The organism is Brevundimonas poindexterae (assembly GCF_020524625.1).
In the GTDB taxonomy this organism is placed as follows: Bacteria; Pseudomonadota; Alphaproteobacteria; order Caulobacterales; family Caulobacteraceae; genus Brevundimonas; species Brevundimonas poindexterae_A.
The window spans coordinates 675644-691774 of sequence record NZ_JAIVLL010000001.1 but is presented as its reverse complement, the minus strand read 5'-3'; the positions used below and the strand labels follow the sequence as shown (position 1 = coordinate 691774).

General features: G+C 65.5%; 29 protein-coding genes. 28 read left to right on the top strand and 1 reads right to left on the bottom strand.

All coding sequences use genetic code 11. The annotated features are described in order from the left end of the window. The first annotated feature begins 114 nt into the window (after window positions 1-114). The 28 genes from rpsJ to rplQ all read left to right on the top strand — a co-directional run bounded on the left by rpsJ (window position 115) and on the right by rplQ (window position 15138). Complete coding sequence (rpsJ, locus tag LC068_RS03655) at window positions 115-420, top strand: 30S ribosomal protein S10 (protein ID WP_003164367.1); 306 nt, start codon at window positions 115-117, stop codon at window positions 418-420. A 19-nt stretch (window positions 421-439) separates the two neighbouring features. Next, the gene (gene rplC / locus LC068_RS03650) at window positions 440-1210 is read left to right on the top strand and encodes a 50S ribosomal protein L3 (RefSeq protein ID WP_209120652.1); all 771 of its coding nucleotides are present in this window, start codon (window positions 440-442) and stop codon (window positions 1208-1210) included. Further along, a complete protein-coding gene (gene rplD / locus LC068_RS03645; RefSeq protein ID WP_209120651.1) occupies window positions 1210-1848 on the top strand; it encodes a 50S ribosomal protein L4 in 639 nt (212 codons plus the stop codon). The genes rplC and rplD overlap by 1 nt, the downstream gene beginning before the upstream one ends. Next, complete coding sequence (locus tag LC068_RS03640) at window positions 1848-2153, top strand: 50S ribosomal protein L23 (RefSeq protein WP_209120650.1); 306 nt, start codon at window positions 1848-1850, stop codon at window positions 2151-2153. The genes rplD and LC068_RS03640 overlap by 1 nt, the downstream gene beginning before the upstream one ends. Before the next feature lie 4 nt (window positions 2154-2157). Next, window positions 2158-2991, top strand: coding sequence for a 50S ribosomal protein L2 (rplB, locus tag LC068_RS03635; protein WP_226634617.1), 834 nt, complete (start codon window positions 2158-2160; stop codon window positions 2989-2991). Between the two features lie 2 nt (window positions 2992-2993). Then, on the top strand, window positions 2994-3272 hold the full coding sequence (gene rpsS, locus LC068_RS03630; RefSeq protein WP_209120648.1) for a 30S ribosomal protein S19: 279 nt from the start codon (window positions 2994-2996) through the stop codon (window positions 3270-3272). A gap of 3 nt (window positions 3273-3275) precedes the next feature. Further along, complete coding sequence (gene rplV / locus LC068_RS03625; protein ID WP_123285854.1) at window positions 3276-3656, top strand: 50S ribosomal protein L22; 381 nt, start codon at window positions 3276-3278, stop codon at window positions 3654-3656. Next, entirely contained in the window at window positions 3656-4408 is a 753-nt protein-coding gene (gene rpsC / locus LC068_RS03620; protein ID WP_209120647.1) for a 30S ribosomal protein S3, read from the top strand. The genes rplV and rpsC overlap by 1 nt, the downstream gene beginning before the upstream one ends. A 3-nt stretch (window positions 4409-4411) precedes the next feature. After that, window positions 4412-4852, top strand: a complete 441-nt coding sequence (gene rplP, locus LC068_RS03615; RefSeq protein WP_209120646.1) for a 50S ribosomal protein L16 — start codon at window positions 4412-4414, stop codon at window positions 4850-4852. Further along, window positions 4849-5046, top strand: a complete 198-nt coding sequence (gene rpmC / locus LC068_RS03610) for a 50S ribosomal protein L29 (RefSeq protein WP_209120645.1) — start codon at window positions 4849-4851, stop codon at window positions 5044-5046. Before rplP ends, rpmC begins: the two co-directional genes overlap by 4 nt. A gap of 10 nt (window positions 5047-5056) precedes the next feature. Continuing rightward, window positions 5057-5305, top strand: coding sequence for a 30S ribosomal protein S17 (gene rpsQ / locus LC068_RS03605; protein WP_209120644.1), 249 nt, complete (start codon window positions 5057-5059; stop codon window positions 5303-5305). An 18-nt stretch (window positions 5306-5323) separates the two neighbouring features. Continuing rightward, on the top strand, window positions 5324-5692 hold the full coding sequence (rplN, locus tag LC068_RS03600; protein ID WP_209120643.1) for a 50S ribosomal protein L14: 369 nt from the start codon (window positions 5324-5326) through the stop codon (window positions 5690-5692). A 2-nt stretch (window positions 5693-5694) separates the two neighbouring features. Next, complete coding sequence (gene rplX / locus LC068_RS03595) at window positions 5695-6003, top strand: 50S ribosomal protein L24 (protein ID WP_226634615.1); 309 nt, start codon at window positions 5695-5697, stop codon at window positions 6001-6003. Beyond that, entirely contained in the window at window positions 6003-6560 is a 558-nt protein-coding gene (rplE, locus tag LC068_RS03590) for a 50S ribosomal protein L5 (protein ID WP_226634613.1), read from the top strand. Before rplX ends, rplE begins: the two co-directional genes overlap by 1 nt. Before the next feature lie 19 nt (window positions 6561-6579). Then, window positions 6580-6885 carry a 30S ribosomal protein S14 gene (gene rpsN, locus LC068_RS03585; RefSeq protein ID WP_209120640.1) on the top strand — a complete coding sequence of 102 codons (306 nt, stop codon included), beginning with the start codon at window positions 6580-6582 and terminating at the stop codon, window positions 6883-6885. Between the two features lie 13 nt (window positions 6886-6898). After that, on the top strand, window positions 6899-7297 hold the full coding sequence (gene rpsH / locus LC068_RS03580) for a 30S ribosomal protein S8 (RefSeq protein ID WP_209120639.1): 399 nt from the start codon (window positions 6899-6901) through the stop codon (window positions 7295-7297). A gap of 1 nt (window position 7298) precedes the next feature. Further along, a complete protein-coding gene (gene rplF / locus LC068_RS03575) occupies window positions 7299-7832 on the top strand; it encodes a 50S ribosomal protein L6 (RefSeq protein WP_226634611.1) in 534 nt (177 codons plus the stop codon). 3 nt (window positions 7833-7835) lie between these two features. Beyond that, complete coding sequence (gene rplR / locus LC068_RS03570) at window positions 7836-8198, top strand: 50S ribosomal protein L18 (RefSeq protein WP_209120637.1); 363 nt, start codon at window positions 7836-7838, stop codon at window positions 8196-8198. A 12-nt stretch (window positions 8199-8210) separates the two neighbouring features. Continuing rightward, the gene (gene rpsE / locus LC068_RS03565; protein ID WP_209120636.1) at window positions 8211-8810 is read left to right on the top strand and encodes a 30S ribosomal protein S5; all 600 of its coding nucleotides are present in this window, start codon (window positions 8211-8213) and stop codon (window positions 8808-8810) included. Window positions 8811-8812: 2 nt separating this feature from the next. Continuing rightward, window positions 8813-9007 (top strand): 50S ribosomal protein L30, encoded by a 195-nt coding sequence (gene rpmD, locus LC068_RS03560; RefSeq protein ID WP_209120635.1) that lies wholly within the window; start codon window positions 8813-8815, stop codon window positions 9005-9007. A 141-nt stretch (window positions 9008-9148) separates the two neighbouring features. Next, complete coding sequence (rplO, locus tag LC068_RS03555; protein ID WP_449727688.1) at window positions 9149-9751, top strand: 50S ribosomal protein L15; 603 nt, start codon at window positions 9149-9151, stop codon at window positions 9749-9751. A gap of 103 nt (window positions 9752-9854) precedes the next feature. Then, window positions 9855-11240, top strand: a complete 1386-nt coding sequence (secY, locus tag LC068_RS03550; protein ID WP_226634609.1) for a preprotein translocase subunit SecY — start codon at window positions 9855-9857, stop codon at window positions 11238-11240. A gap of 18 nt (window positions 11241-11258) precedes the next feature. Next, on the top strand, window positions 11259-11822 hold the full coding sequence (locus LC068_RS03545; protein WP_226634607.1) for an adenylate kinase: 564 nt from the start codon (window positions 11259-11261) through the stop codon (window positions 11820-11822). Window positions 11823-11886: 64 nt separating this feature from the next. After that, a complete protein-coding gene (locus LC068_RS03540; RefSeq protein WP_226634605.1) occupies window positions 11887-12600 on the top strand; it encodes an energy transducer TonB family protein in 714 nt (237 codons plus the stop codon). A 134-nt stretch (window positions 12601-12734) separates the two neighbouring features. Continuing rightward, window positions 12735-13103, top strand: coding sequence for a 30S ribosomal protein S13 (rpsM, locus tag LC068_RS03535; protein WP_209120472.1), 369 nt, complete (start codon window positions 12735-12737; stop codon window positions 13101-13103). Window positions 13104-13119: 16 nt separating this feature from the next. After that, window positions 13120-13509: a 30S ribosomal protein S11 gene (gene rpsK, locus LC068_RS03530; RefSeq protein WP_209120471.1), complete on the top strand. Its 390-nt coding sequence runs from the start codon at window positions 13120-13122 to the stop codon at window positions 13507-13509. Between the two features lie 86 nt (window positions 13510-13595). After that, window positions 13596-14615, top strand: a complete 1020-nt coding sequence (locus LC068_RS03525) for a DNA-directed RNA polymerase subunit alpha (protein WP_226634603.1) — start codon at window positions 13596-13598, stop codon at window positions 14613-14615. Window positions 14616-14718: 103 nt separating this feature from the next. Next, window positions 14719-15138 (top strand): 50S ribosomal protein L17, encoded by a 420-nt coding sequence (rplQ, locus tag LC068_RS03520; protein WP_209120469.1) that lies wholly within the window; start codon window positions 14719-14721, stop codon window positions 15136-15138. A gap of 56 nt (window positions 15139-15194) precedes the next feature. Here rplQ and LC068_RS03515 read toward each other — a convergent pair whose 3' ends face one another. Further along, a complete protein-coding gene (locus LC068_RS03515; protein ID WP_226634602.1) occupies window positions 15195-16121 on the bottom strand; it encodes a hypothetical protein in 927 nt (308 codons plus the stop codon). Window positions 16122-16131 lie beyond the last annotated feature (10 nt).

Here is a 16131-nt window from a genome sequence, read left to right as displayed (position 1 = left end):
GTGGGCCGCTCGTTTTTGCGGACGTGCGTACTCTGAGGGCTTCGGCCTGAAGACTCCGGTCTTTGAAATGGTTCACAGGGACGCAGGTTCGCCTGCTTGGGAAATACGACCGATATGGATCAAAGCATCCGCATCAGGCTCAAGGCCTTCGATCATCGCGTCCTCGACTTTTCGACGCGCGAAATCGTCAATACTGCGAAACGCACCGGGGCGACCGTCCGTGGTCCGATCCCGCTGCCGACCCTGATCGAAAAGTTCACCGTGAACCGTTCGCCGCACGTCGACAAGAAGTCGCGCGAGCAGTTTGAAATCCGCACGCACAAGCGTGTTCTCGATATCGTCGACCCCACCCCGCAGACCGTGGACGCGCTGATGAAGCTCGACCTGTCCGCTGGTGTGGACGTCGAGATCAAGATTTAAGAAGAAGAGGCGGGATCCGATGCGCCAGGACGCGCAAAGAACGGGCGTGATCGCCAAGAAGCTGGGAATGACGCGTATCTTCGCTGAAGATGGCGCGCATGTCCCTGTGACCGTGCTGCAGCTGGACGGCTGCCAGGTCGTGGGTCAACGCACCAAGGACCGGGACGGCTATGTCGCCCTGCAACTGGGTGCCGGTGCCCGCAAGGCCAAGCGGACCAACAAGGCCCAGCGGACCGTGTTCGCCAAGGCCGAGGTCGAGCCGAAGCGGATCGTCACCGAGTTCCGCGTGTCGGAAGACGCGCTGCTGGACGTCGGTGCCGAGCTGACGGCGGACCACTTCATCGCCGGCCAGACCGTGGACATCCAGGGCCAGACCATCGGTAAGGGGTTCGCGGGCGCCATGAAGCGCTGGAACTTCGGCGGTCTGCGCGCCACCCACGGCGTGTCGGTCTCGCACCGTTCGCACGGTTCGACGGGTAACCGTCAGGATCCGGGCAAGACCTTCGCCGGCAAGAAGATGGCGGGTCACCTGGGTCAGGAAACCGTCACCCTGCAGAACCTGACCGTGTTCCGCGTCGACGCCGACCGCGGCCTGATCCTGATCAAGGGCGCCGTCCCGGGTCACGACGGCAGCTACGTCAAGGTTCGCGACTCCATCAAGAAGGCCCGTCCGGCCGATGCTCCGTTCCCCGGTGCCGTGAAGTCGGCCAAGGCCGCCGCCGAGGCGCCTGCCGAAACCCCGGCCGAGGACGCGCCCGTCGCCGAGACCCAAGAAGGCGGTGAAGCGTAATGAAGCTCTCGGTCATCAAACTCGACGGCAAGGCCTCGGGCGACGTGGAGCTGTCGGATGCCGTGTTCGGCATCACCGACATCCGCGGCGACCTGCTGGCCCGCTATGTGAACTGGCAGCTGGCCAAGCGCCGTGCCGGTACCCACAAGGTCCAGACGCGCAACGAAAACTCGCGCACCGGCAAGAAGATGTACAAGCAGAAGGGCACCGGCGGCGCCCGTCACGGCTCGCGGCGTGCGCCGCAGTTCGTGGGCGGCTCGCGCGCCTTCGGCCCGGTCGTTCGCGACCACGGCTTCTCGCTGCCGAAGAAGGTCCGCGCCCTGGCCCTGCGCCACGCCCTGTCGTCCAAGGTCGTCTCGGGCGACCTGATCGTGGTCGACAGCGTCTCGGTCAAGGAGCCCAAGACCGCCAAGCTGCGTGAGCAGTTCGGCAAGCTGGGCTGGACCAAGGCCCTGATCATCGCTGGTCCGGAAGTCGACACCGGCTTCGGCCTGGCGGCGCGCAACATCCCGCACATCGACGTGCTGCCGAACGCCGGCCTGAACGTCTTTGACATCCTGCGGGCCGACAAGCTGGTGCTGACCAAGGCGGCCGTCGAGGCCATCGAGGCGCGCTTCTCTGAGAAGGAGGCCGCGTAATGGCCGGCGCTCAACCCACCGCCAAACACTACGACACCATCCTGTCGCCGATCATCACCGAAAAGGCGACGATCCTGTCCGAGCAGAACAAGGTCGTCTTCCGCGTGGCCGGCACGGCCTCGAAGGACGAGATCGCCGCTGCGGTCGAAAGCCTGTTCAAGGTCAGTGTCGTGAAGGTCAACACCCTGGTCCAAAAGGGCAAGACCAAGCGCTTCCGCGGCATTCAGGGCCGTCGGGTCGACATCAAGAAAGCGATCGTGACGCTGGCCGAGGGCCAGTCGATCGACGTCACCACGGGGCTCTGAACCAATGGCTCTGAAGACATATAATCCGACGTCGCCGGGCCGCCGCGCCCTGGTGCTGATCGACCGCTCGGAGCTCCACAAGGGGCGTCCGGAGAAGTCGCTGACCCAAGGCCTGACCAAGTCCGGCGGTCGCGGTGCCGGTGGTCGCGTGGCCGTCCGCTTCCGCGGTGGTGGCGCCAAGACCCTGTACCGCAAGATCGACTTCAAGCGTCGCAAGTTCCAGTCGGCGACCGTCGAGCGCCTGGAGTACGATCCGAACCGGACCGCCTTCATTGCCCTCATCACCTATGAGGACGGCGAAAAGGCCTACATCATCGCGCCGCAACGCCTGAAGGCGGGCGACACGGTGGTCGCCGGTGAAAAGACCGACGTGAAGCCGGGCAACGCCATGCCGCTGCGCTCGATGCCGGTGGGTACGATCATCCACAACATCGAGATGAAGCCGGGCAAGGGCGCCCAGCTGGCCCGTTCGGCCGGCGCCTACGCCCAGCTGGTCGGCCGCGACGCCGGCTACGCCCAGATCCGTCTGGGTTCGGGCGAGCTGCGCATGGTGCTGGACGGCTGCATGGCCACGGTGGGCGCGGTGTCGAACCCCGACCACATGAACCAGAACCTGGGCAAGGCCGGACGCAAGCGCCACATGGGCTTCCGCCCGCACGTCCGCGGTGTCGCCATGAACCCGATCGACCACCCGCACGGTGGTGGTGAAGGCCGGACCTCGGGCGGCCGCACGCCGGTCACGCCCTGGGGCAAGGACACCAAGGGCACCCGTACCCGCAAGAACAAGGCCACGGACAAGTTCATTATCCGTAGCCGCCACGTGAAGAAGGCTCGCTAAAGATGGCCCGCTCCTCCTGGAAAGGCCCGTTTGTCGACGGGTATCTGCTGAAGAAGGCCGAGGCCGCGCAAGCGTCGGGCCGCAAGGACGTGATCAAGACCTGGTCGCGCCGCTCCACCATCCTGCCTCAGTTCGTCGGCCTGACGTTCGGCGTGCACAACGGCATGAAGCACGTGCCGGTGTCGGTCTCCGAAGAAATGGTCGGCATGAAGTTTGGCGAGTTCTCGCCGACGCGGTCCTTCCCGGGTCACGCGGCGGACAAGAAGGCCAAGAGGAAGTAACCGATGGCCCAGACCAAGAACCCCCGTCGCGTGTCGACGACCGAAGCCCGCGCCAAGCTGGTCAACGTCCGGATCAGCCCCCAGAAGCTGAACCTGGTGGCCCAGTCGATCCGTGGCCTGCCGGTCCAGAAGGCGCTGAACGAGCTGGAATTCAGCCGCAAGCGCATTGCGACCGACGTCCGCAAGGTGCTGTATTCGGCCGTCTCGAACGCCGAAAACAACCACAACCTGGACATCGACAACCTGATCGTTGCCGAAGCCTTTGTGGGCAAGAACCTGGTGATGAAGCGTTTCGCGAGCCGCGCTCGTGGTCGCTCGTCGCGTATCCTGAAACCGTTCAGCGAGATCACCATCGTGGTCCGTGAAGCCGGCGAGGCCGCCTGATGGGTCAGAAAATCAATCCGATCGGGCTGCGGCTCGGCGTCAACCGCACCTGGGACAGCCGCTGGTTCGCCGGCGGCCGCGAATACGCCAAGCTCCTGCACCAGGACCTGAAGCTGCGCGAGTGGCTGCGTGAGCGCCTGTCGGGCGCCGGTGTGTCGCGCATCATCATTGAGCGTCCGCACAAGAAGTGCCGCGTGACGATCTATGCCGCCCGTCCGGGTGTCGTGATCGGCAAGAAGGGCGCCGACATCGAGAAGCTGCGCAAGGACATCGCCGCGATGACCGAAGGCGAGGTTCACCTGAACATCGTCGAGGTCCGCAAGCCGGAAGTCGATGCCCAGCTGATCGCCGAGAACATCGCCCAGCAGCTGGAGCGCCGCGTGGCCTTCCGTCGGGCCATGAAGCGCGCCATGCAATCGGCCATGCGTCTGGGGGCCAAGGGCGTCCGGATCAATGTGGCGGGTCGTCTGGGCGGTGCGGAAATCGCCCGTATGGAATGGTACCGCGAAGGCCGTGTGCCGCTGCACACCCTGCGCGCGGACATCGACTATGGCGTCTACGAAGCCAAGACCACCTACGGCATCATCGGTGTGAAGGTGTGGGTGTTCAAGGGCGAGGTGCTGGAGCACGACCCGATGGCCCAGGACAAGCGCTGGGCCCAGGAAGCGTCGGGCCCGTCGTCGAATGAAGGCCGCGAGCGTGGCCCCCGCGGTGATCGCGGTCCGCGCCGTGACCGGGGACGTGAGAACTAAGTCATGCTGCAACCGAAGAAGACCAAATACCGCAAGGCCTTCAAGGGCCGCATCCATGGCTCGGCCAAGGGTGGTTTCTCGCTGAACTTCGGCTCGTATGGCCTGAAGACGCTGGAGCCGGAACGCATCACTGCGCGTCAGATCGAGGCGGCCCGCCGCGCGATCACCCGCCAGATGAAGCGTCAGGGCCGCGTCTGGATCCGCGTCTTCCCGGACGTGCCGGTCTCGGGCAAGCCGGCCGAAGTGCGGATGGGCAAGGGCAAGGGCGCCGTGGACCACTGGGCCGCGCGCTGCCACCCGGGCCGTATCCTGTTTGAAATCGACGGCGTGCCGGATGACATCGCCCGCGAGGCGCTGCGTCTCGGCGCTGCCAAGCTGCCGGTCCGCACCAAGGTGGTCACTCGCCTGGATGCCGGCATCGGTCACACGGAGCAAGCGGCATGACCAAGATCGCCGACCTGCGGGCTCTGACGCCCGACCAGCTGTCCGAGGAGCTGCTCAAGCTCAAGAAGGAACAGTTCAACCTGCGTTTCCAGGCGGCCACCGGCCAGATGGAAAAGACCCACCGCGTGGGTGAAGTGCGCAAGGACATCGCCCGCATCTCGACGCTTCTGCGCCAGAAGCAGGCTGCGGCTTAAAGGAACGAAGATGCCGAAACGAATTCTCGAAGGCGTGGTCGTCTCCGACAAGGGCGACAAGACGATCGTCGTCAAGGTCGAACGCACCCTGCTGCACCCGGTGCTGAAGAAGACCGTGCGCCTGTCCAAGAAGTATCACGCCCACGACGAAGCGAACGCCCTGAAGGTCGGTGACCTGGCCCGCATCGTCGAGTGCGCCCCGAAGTCCAAGCTGAAGCGCTGGGAAGTCGTCTCCGACTCCCCCGCCTCGGCTTCGTAAGAAGAAGGATCGGATCCCATGATCCAGATGCAAACTAACCTGGAGGTGGCCGACAATTCGGGCGCTCGCCGGGTCATGTGCATCAAGGTGCTGGGCGGCGCGAAGCGTCGCTACGCCTCGGTCGGTGACACCATCGTCGCCTCGGTCAAGGAAGCCATTCCGCGCGGCCGGGTGAAGAAGGGTGACGTCGTGCGCGCCATCGTCGTCCGCACGGCCAAGGACATCCAGCGCCGTGACGGCTCGGTCATCCGCTTCGACAAGTCGGCGGCCGTGATCGTCAACAAGCAGAACGAGCCGGTCGGCACCCGTATCTTCGGCCCGGTTCCGCGCGAGCTGCGCGCCAAGAACCACATGAAGATCATCTCGCTGGCTCCGGAGGTCCTGTAACCATGGCCGCCAAGATCAAATCGGGCGACACCGTCGTCGTCCTGACCGGCAAGGACAAGGGCCGCACCGGCAAGGTGCTCAAGGTCCTGCCGACCGAAAACCGCGTCGTCGTGCAAGGCGTCAACATGGTCCAGCGCCACACGCGCCCGACCCAGGCTGACCCGCAAGGCGGCATCAAGAACAAGGAAGCCTCGCTTCACCTGTCGAACGTCGCGATCGCCGACGCTAACGGCAAGGCGACCCGCGTGGGCTTCAAGGTTGAAGGCGACAAGAAGGTTCGCTTCGCCAAGACGACGGGAGACGTCATCTGATGGCCGACACCAAGTATACGCCTCGCCTCAAGAGCGAGTACCAGGACCGCATCAAGGCGGTGATGTCCGAGAAGTTCGGCTACACCAACCCGATGCAGATGCCGAAGCTGGACAAGATCGTCCTGAACATGGGTATCGGTGAAGCCGTGGCCGACTCCAAGAAGGCGAACGCCGCCCTCAAGGATCTGACCGCGATCGCCGGCCAGAAGGCTGTGCCGACCAAGGCCCGCAACTCCATCGCCGGCTTCAAGCTGCGTGAAGGCATGGTCATCGGCGGCAAGGTCACCCTGCGCGGCGACCGGATGTACGAGTTCCTGGACCGCCTGATCACGATCGCCCTGCCGCGCGTGAAAGACTTCCGCGGCCTGAAGGGCACGTCGTTCGACGGCCGTGGCAACTATGCGATGGGTCTGAAGGAGCACATCGTGTTCCCGGAGATCAACTACGACCAGATCGACCAGATGTGGGGCATGGACATCGTCGTCTGCACCACGGCCAAGACGGATGAGGAAGCCAAGGCTCTCCTCACCGAATTCAAGTTCCCGTTCGTGAACTGATCGGGAAAGGAAGAGCAAAATGGCTAAGAAGAGCGCCGTAAACCGGAACGAGCACGTCAAGCGGCTTGTTGCGAAGTATGCCGCGAAGCGGGCCGCCCTCAAGGCGACCGCCAACGATGAATCGCTGCCGCTGGAAGAGCGCTTTGAAGCGCGCCTCAAGCTGGCCGCGCTGCCGCGCAACTCTGCGCCCAGCCGCATCCGCAACCGCTGCGAGGTGACGGGCCGTCCGCGCGCCTATTATCGCAAGCTGAAGATGAGCCGTATTGCCCTGCGCGAACTGGGCAACAAGGGTCAGATCCCCGGCCTGACCAAGTCGAGCTGGTAAGGGGAAGAACGCCATGATGATCAACGATCCCCTGAGCGACATGATCGCTCGCATCAAGAACGCCGCGACCCGTAAGCGTTCCAAGGTGCTCACCCCGGCCTCGCGTCTGCGCCAGCGCGTCCTGGACGTGCTGAAGGACGAGGGTTACATCCGCGGCTATTCGCTGGTTCAGAACCCCGGCGAGTTCCCGCAGTTCGAGATTGAACTGAAGTACTTCGACGGCCAGCCGGTCATCGCCGAGATCAGCCGCGTGTCCAAGCCGGGCCGCCGCGTCTATTCGGCGATCAGCGACCTGAAGCCGATCAAGAACGGCCTCGGTATCTCGATCCTTTCGACTTCGAAGGGCGTGATGTCCGACTCGGCCGCCCGCGACGCCAATGTTGGCGGCGAAGTCCTCTGCAGGGTCTACTAAGATGTCCCGTATCGGTAAGAAAACCATCTCCATTCCGAAGGGTGTGACCGTCTCCATCGACGGCCAGACCGTGTCGGTGAAGGGTCCCAAGGGCGAGCGCTCCTGGACCGTGGCCGAAGAGGTCGAGATCACCCAGGGTGACGACGGCCTGAGCCTGGCCCCGCGTGCGGACACGCAACGTGCCCGCGCCATGTGGGGCCTGTCGCGCACGCTGGTCGACAACATGGTCGTCGGCGTCACCGAAGGCTTCGAGCGCACGCTGGAACTGGTGGGCGTCGGCTATCGTGCCGCGCTGAAGGGCCAGTCGCTGTCGCTGCAGCTGGGCTTCTCGCACGAGATCGACATCGCTCCGCCGGCCGGCATCACCTTTGCCGTGCCCAAGCAGACCGAGGTCAAGATCTCGGGCAATGACAAGCAGGCCGTCGGTCAGATCGCCGCCGTCATCCGCAAGCTCCGTCCGCCGGAACCCTACAAGGGCAAGGGCGTGCGCTATGCGGGCGAGACCGTCCGGCGCAAGGAAGGCAAGAAGAAGTAAGTCATGGCCACTACGCTCAAACAGAATGCCAAGCGTCGCGCCGAGCGCACGCGCCGCCGCCTGAAGGCGGTCGCCAACGGTCGTATGCGTCTGTCGGTCCACCGGTCGGACAAGAACATCTCGGCCCAGATCATCGACGACGCCAACGGCGTCACCCTGGCGGCTGCCTCTTCGCTGGAAGGCGAAAAGGGCAAGAAGCAGAAGGGCTCGGACACCGCGGCCGCGGCGCGCATCGGCAAGCTGCTCGCCGAACGTGCCATCGAGAAGGGCGTCAAGGACGTCGTCTTCGATCGCGGCGGCTACATCTATCACGGACGGGTGAAGGCGCTGGCGGAAGCCGCGCGTGAAGCCGGCCTGAACTTCTAAGGAACGGGACGTATGGCGCAACAACCCCAACGCGGCGGCGGTGGCAATCGTCGCGACAACCGCAACGCCCCCCAGGCCGAGGGTCCCGAGTCGGACATCATCGAGAAGCTGGTTCACATCAACCGCGTCGCGGCCACTGTGAAGGGCGGCCGCCGGTTCTCGTTCGCGGCCCTGATGGTCGTCGGCGACGGCAAGGGCCGCGTCGGCTTCGGTCACGGCAAGGCGCGCGAAGTGCCGGAAGCCATCCGCAAGGCGACCGAGGAAGCCAAGAAGACGATGATCCGGGTCCCGCTCCGCGAGAACCGCACCCTGCACCACGACGGCAACGGCCGTTGGGGCGCCGGCAAGATCATGGTCCGCGCGGCGCCTCCCGGCACCGGCGTGATCGCGGGCGGTCCGATGCGGGCCGTTCTGGAAACCCTGGGCGTGCAGGACGTGGTCGGCAAGTCGACCGGTTCGTCCAACCCCTACAACATGATCCGTGCCACCTTCGAGGCGCTCAAGGTCCAGTCTTCGCCGCGTCAGATCGCGTCGAAGCGCGGCAAGAAGGTTGCGGATCTGATGGGACGTCGCAATGACGGTGCCTCGGCGCCGGAAGCCGTCGAGAGCTGATCATGGCCAAGAAAGAAAACGCAACCGTCACCATCCGCCAGACCGGCAGCCCGATCCGTCGCAAGTCGGACCAGCGCGCCACCCTGATGGGTCTGGGCCTGAACCGCATGGGCCGCGAGTCGACCCTCGAGGACACCCCGGCCGTCCGTGGCATGATCGCCAAGGTCCGCCACATGGTGGAAGTGGTCGAAAAGTAAGCCGAGACGCCCTCTCCCGGACCGGGGGAGGGCGGTTCGCTGCTTGCGAAGCTGTGCGGGGCCGCCTAGAAGCGGCCCTTCAATTTATCCAAACGCCGAGTCTGGCCTGGCCAGGCGCTAGCACCCGAAAGGATCAGGCACATGAAACTGAACGAAATCCGTGACAACGAAGGCGCTCACAAGAAGCGCATGCGCGTCGGCCGGGGCCCCGGCTCGGGCAAGGGCAAGACCTCGGGTCGCGGCGTCAAGGGTCAGAAGTCGCGGACGGGCGTCAGCCTGCTGGGCTTCGAAGGCGGCCAGATGCCGCTGTACATGCGCATGCCCAAGCGCGGCTTCAACAATCCTGGCGCGCTGAAGCTGGCCGAGGTGAACCTGTGGCGTCTGCAGGACGCCGTGGATGCCAAGAAGCTGGACATCAAGAAGGAAATCACCGGTGAGGCCCTGGTCGCCGCCGGCGTGCTGCGTCGCGTCAAGGACGGCGTGCGGGTGCTGGGCACCGGCGAGCTGAAGGCCAAGCTGAACCTGGTCGTCTGGTCGGCCTCGGCCGGCGCGATCAAGGCCATCGAAGCTGCCGGCGGCACTGTGGTGCAGCAGCGCATCGAGGCCGAAGAAAAGGCCAAGGCCCGCGTCGAGAAGCGCAACGCCGCCAAGGGCAAGGCCCCGGCAGCGAAGGCTCCGAAGGGCGATGCCAACAAGGTTTCCGCCCGGGCCCGTCGCCAGGCCGCCGACAAGGCCGGAAAATAAACCCGCCGGGGCGGTCTCGCTAAGAGGCCGCCCTTCGCCTATCTGGGAACGGGCACCCGGTCGTGCGCGACCGGTCTTGGACTAAACGTCGGGGTAAACCGTTATGGCTTCGGCCGCCGAACAACTTGCTGCCAATATGAATGTGGGCTCGTTCGCGAAAGCGACCGAGCTGCACAAGCGTCTGCTCTTCACCCTGGGCGCGCTGATCGTCTATCGCATCGGCACCTTCGTGCCGATCCCGGGGATCAACTCGGAAGCCTTCCTGCAGTTCTTCCAGAACCCGGATGGCCAGCGCGGCATCCTGGACATGTTCAACATGTTCTCGGGCGGCGCGGTCGAGCGGATGGCGGTCTTCGCCCTGAACGTAATGCCCTACATTTCGGCGTCGATCATCGTGCAGCTGATGGGCGCGGTGTATCCGCCGTGGGAGAAGCTGAAGAAGGAAGGCGGCGAGAGCGGCCGCAAGCAGCTGAACCAGTACACCCGCTATCTGACCGTGGTGCTGGCCCTGATGCAGTCGTTTGGTATCGCCATCGGCCTGAACGCCCAGGCCAATCTGGTCGATGCGCCCGGCATCTTCTTCATCGTCTCGACGGTCGTGACCCTGACCGGCGGCACCATGTTCCTGATGTGGCTGGGTGAGCAGGTGACGGCGCGCGGCGTCGGCAACGGCATCTCGCTGATCATCTTCGCCGGTATCGTGGCGGTGCTGCCGTCCAGCATCGCGCGTCTGCTGGGTCTGGCCCAGCAGGGCCAGATGTCGGCCTTCCTGCTGCTGTTCCTGGGCGTCATGGCGATCGCCACCGTGGTCTTCATCGTCTTCATGGAGCGCGCCCAGCGCCGCCTGCTGATCCAGTATCCGAAGCGTCAGGAAGGCAATCGGATGGCGGGGGGCGAGCGCTCGTTCCTGCCGCTGAAGGTCAATGCCGCCGGCGTCATCCCGCCGATCTTCGCCTCGTCGCTGCTGATGCTGCCCACCACGGTCGCGACCATGACAGCCAATGCGGACCTGCCCTCGTGGATGAGCTGGCTGCCGTATGTCACGGCCCAGATGTCGCACGGCAAGCCGATCTTCATGGTGCTGTACGGCGCCCTGATCATCTTCTTCTGCTTCTTCTACACCTCGATCACCTTCAATCCCGAGGACACGGCCGAGAACCTGCGCAAGTACGGCGGCTTCCTGCCGGGCATCCGTCCGGGCAAGCGTACGGCCGAGTATCTGGACTATGTGCTGACCCGCCTGACGGTGATCGGCGCGGCCTACATCACCGCCGTCTGTCTGTTGCCGGAGTTCCTGGCCAGCTCGATGGGCGGGCTGTTGTTCGGCGGTACCTCGATCCTGATCGTGGTCTCGGTGACGATGGACACTGTGGCGCAGATCCAGTCGCACCTGCTGGCGCACCAGTATGAGGGGCTGATCAAGAAGGCCAAGCTGCGTGGACGTGGCGGCGGTGGCCGGGGCGGCATGCCGGCGCCCGCGCGCCGCTAGGCCTCGGGGGAGGACGTCATGAACCTGATCCTGTTCGGGCCGCCTGCGGCCGGCAAGGGCACCCAGGCCAAGCGACTGGTCGAGACGCGCGGCATGGTCCAGCTGTCGACCGGTGACATGCTGCGCGCCGCCATCGCCTCGGGCTCGGAACTGGGCCAGACGGTCAAGGGCATCATGGAGCGCGGCGAGCTTGTCACCGACGAGATCGTCATCGCCCTGATCGAGGCCCGCCTCGACGAGGCCGAGGCGGCCGGTGGCGCCATCTTTGACGGCTTCCCGCGCACGGTCGCCCAGGCCGAGGCGCTGGACACCATGCTGGCCCGGCGGGGATCGACCATCGACCGCGTGGTGCGCCTGAAGGTGAATGACGAGGCCCTCAAGGCCCGCATCGCCCAGCGCTATGCCGAACAGGGCCGTCCTGACGACAATCCCGACAGCTTCAAGGTGCGGCTGGAGGCCTATAACCGCCAGACGGCGCCGCTGCTCCCCTACTATGAGGGACAGGGCAAGCTGGTCGAGGTGGACGGCATGGCCTCGATCGACACCGTGGCGGCCGCCCTCGACGCCGCCATCGACGCCTGATCGGCAGGCGACGGATCGCGCCCTTGCGCGTTAGGCTGGTCGCATGGGCCGGTTCTCTGGACATTTGACGAAGCGCCAACGGCGGGCCACCCGGTGGAGTGGGGCCCTGATCGTCGTGCTGCTGATGCACGGGCTGGTGCTGTTCGCCGCCAGCCGTTCGACGCCCGTGCCCGCCAGCTATCCGCCACCCCTCATCGATGTGGTGCTGTTCACCCCGCCCCCGGAACCGCCCCCGCCCCCTCCCGAGCCGGAAGATCCGGCGCCTGAGGTCGGAGGAGGGGCCCCCGCCGCACCCTCTCGCGTGCACCGGCCTCCGGAGCCCCCGCCCGAAGTGGAACGGGAGATCATCGCGCCCCCTGAGCCCGCGCCCGAGCCCGCTCCGGAGCTCGGCATCGCGCCTGCACCGACTCCTCAGCCGGGACCGGGCCTTGGCGGGCAGGGGACCGGCACGGGTACCGGGTCAGGAGACGGCTATGGCCCCGGCAGCGGCTCGACGCGCGCGCGACCGGTCCGGGGGCCGACCATCGATCAGATCCGCAATGCCCACCCGCGCAACGCCCGCAGCCAGTACGGCCGGGTTGAGCTGTCCTGCATCGTGCGGCTGGACGAGCGGCTCGAGGACTGCCGGGTCGTCAGCGAGACGCCGCGAGGCCGGGGGTTCGGCGAGGCGGCCCTGCCGCTGGCGCGCTTCTTCCGGGTGGTTCCGCCGACCCGGAACGGCGTGCCGCAATCGGGCGAGCGGTTCACGGTCGGTATCGACTTTGGCCGACCGCGCTGATGCCGAATCCGCCGTCGGCATTGACGCAATCTGAATCCCCTGTATAAGGCCCGCTTCCGCGAAGGACGCGACACGCTCCTGGTCTGTTGACCGGAGCGGTTTCTGCGTCTGGAAACGCGTTATTGGAGATATTCGTGGCCCGTATCGCTGGCGTCAACATTCCGACCAACAAGCGCGTCCTGATCGCGCTTCAGTACATCCATGGCATCGGCCCCGCCGCCGCCAAGGAAATCACCGAAAAGGTGGGCATCGACGCCGCGCGCCGGGTCAACGACCTGACCGACGCCGAGGTCCTGCAGATCCGTGAAACGATCGACAGCGATCACACGGTGGAAGGCGACCTGCGTCGTGAGACCTCGATGAACATCAAGCGTCTGATGGACCTGGCCTGCTACCGCGGCCTGCGTCACCGCAAGGGCCTGCCGGTCCGCGGTCAGCGCACCCACACGAACGCCCGCACCCGCAAGGGTCCGGCCAAGCCGATCGCCGGCAAGAAGAAGTAAGAGAAAGAGCTGACCGATGGCCAAGGACACGGGTCGCGTCAAACGCCGCGAACGCAAGAACATCACTTCGGGCGTGGCGCATGTGAACGCCAGCTTCAACAACACCATGATCACGATCACGGATGCCCAGGGCAACGCGATCAGCTGGTCGTCGGCCGGCCACATGGGCTTCAAGGGCTCGCGCAAGTCGACCCCGTACGCTGCCCAGATGGCGGCTGAGGACGCCGGCAAGAAGGCCGCCGAGCACGGTGTGAAGACGCTGGAAGTGAACGTTTCGGGCCCGGGTTCCGGCCGCGAGTCGGCGCTGCGCGCCCTGCAGGCCGTCGGCATGACCATCACGACCATCCGTGACGTCACCCCGATGCCGCACAACGGTTGCCGTCCGCCCAAGCGTCGCCGCGTCTAAGGCCCGCTGAAGCAATCCTTTCCCGTTGATCGGGATGTCCGCTGTCGCGGGCCTTCCAGATCGACGAAACCCGTTCGAGGGACCCTATGATCGAAAGAAACTGGCAAGAACTGATCCGTCCCGAGAAACCGCAGATCGAGACCGGCACCGACCCGCAGCGCAAGGCGCGCCTGGTGGCCGAACCTCTCGAACGCGGTTTCGGTGTGACGCTCGGCAATGCCCTTCGTCGCGTGCTGCTGTCGTCGCTTCAGGGCGCCGCAGTGACCGCCATCCAGATCGACGGCGTGGTTCATGAATTCTCGTCGCTGGAAGGCGTGCGCGAGGACGTGGTCGACATCGTCCTGAACATCAAGCAGCTGGCCCTGCGTATGCACGCGGAAGGCCCCAAGCGCATGATGCTCAAGGCCACCGGCCCCGGTCCGGTGACCGCCGGCCAGATCGAAGTGCCGGCCGATATCGAAGTGCTGAACCCCGACCACGTGCTGTGCACGCTGGATGACGGCGCTTCGGTGCGCATGGAACTGACCGTCCAGAACGGCAAGGGCTATGTCGCGTCGGAAGCCAACCGTCCGGAAGACGCGCCGATCGGCCTGATCGCCGTCGACGCCCTGTATTCGCCGGTCAAGCGCGTCGCCTATCGCGTCGAGCCGACCCGTCAGGGCCAGTCGCTGAACTACGACAAGCTGATCATGGAAGTGGAGACCAACGGTGCGGTCTCCCCCGTGGACGCCGTGGCCTATGCGTCGCGCATCCTCCAGGACCAGCTGCAGATCTTCATCACCTTCGACGAGCCGAAGGCCGCGGTCGAGCAGTCGGACGGCAAGCCCGAGCTGCCGTTCAATCCGGCCCTGCTGAAGAAGGTCGACGAGCTGGAACTGTCGGTCCGTTCGGCCAACTGCCTGAAGAACGACAACATCGTCTACATCGGCGACCTGATCCAGAAGACCGAGGGCGAGATGCTTCGCACCCCGAACTTCGGCCGCAAGTCGCTGAACGAGATCAAGGAAGTTCTGGCGACCATGGGCCTGAGCCTGGGCATGGACGTGCCCAACTGGCCGCCGGAAAACATCGAAGACCTGGCCAAGAAGTTCGACGACCAGATCTAGTTTCAACCTTCCGGACCGGTCCCCAGTCGGGCGGTGCGGATAGAATGAGGACAGGCGAGGGTCCCTGAGGAGGGAAACCGGGCCTGGAGTAGGAGAGACCCCGATGCGCCACGGCGCCGCCTATCGCAAGCTCGGTCGGACGACCAGCCACCGCCAGGCCATGTTCGCCAACATGGCTGCCTCGTTGATCAAGCACGAGCAGATCACGACGACCCTGCCCAAGGCCAAGGAGCTCCGCCCCTTCGTCGAGAAGCTGGTGACCCTGGCCAAGAAGGGCGACCTTCACGCCCGTCGTCAGGCCATCAGCCAGGTCCGTGATGTGCCGCAGGTCGGCAAGCTGTTCGAGACGATCGGCCCGCGCTACGCCGACCGCAACGGCGGCTACATCCGCATCATGAAGGCCGGCTTCCGCCACGGCGACAACGCTGCCATGGCCGTGATCGAGTTCGTCGACCGCGACACCTCGGCCAAGGGTCTGGATTCGGGCCCGGTCATGGGCGCCGAGGACGACGCCGAAGACTGAGCCCCGGCACAGGTCTGAAAGATACGAGGGCGGTGGAGCGATCCACCGCCCTTCTTCTATTCCGGGGGGTCGGCATCTTCTTCTGCGGCGGCCTCGGCCGCATCCCGGTTGCGCTCGCGGAACATGAGCGCGGCGACGGCGCCCGACTGGGCATTCGGATTGCGCTGGTTCAGCTCGGCGCCATACAGCGAGCCCAGATAGGCCTGGTCCCAGTCCGTCAGGCCAAAGGCAATGGTCGGATTGTCGAAGACATTGAGAATGGTCGGAAAGCCCGACAGGTCGGCGTCGGGATCGATCTGGGCGAAAGCGACCATGGCGACATAGTCGGCCAGCTGCTGGAAGGTGATGCCCTCGGCCTGATCGATGTCGATGATGACATAGGCGCGCCGGAGGTCGTTCTCGATGACCGTGGTCAGGCGACTGGCCATGGTTCCGGTTGTCGGCGGGGGATAGCCGGGGATACGGACGGCGATGCCACCCGTCTCGCTATTGACCGGCAGGCTGACGTGCCACCAGCGCACAGGTGCGTCCGACTCGATGAACCGTCGCAGCTGCAGGCGGGATCGGGACGACCCCGAATAGGGGGGCTTGAAGGCATTCGGACTGCGCTCGACGAGGGCGGCGGTCAGTGTGGGGGCGTCATCGGTGGCGATGATCAGCACATTCGGGCTGCACCCCGGTTCGCCGATGGGCAGCCCCAGCTCCAGCGCGACCTCGGACACGCGATCGGCCATGGCCTGGGCAGCCTCGCGCTGCAGATTGACCACGCCGACGCAGATACCCGACCGGGCGCTCCAGCGGGCGGGGCCGCGCCCGTGCGGTGGGGCGACCACAGTGTCGGCAAAGGTCTCGACCTGCTCGCGCAGCGGCGTGCCGAGGACGACGATATCCTCGACGGTCGTTTCGTCCGGCCGGTCCTGTGCTGCCGCGATCCCCGGCAAGCCGAGCGCGAGGAGGGAGATGGCCAACAGCCGGGTTCGCATGCGGAAGGTC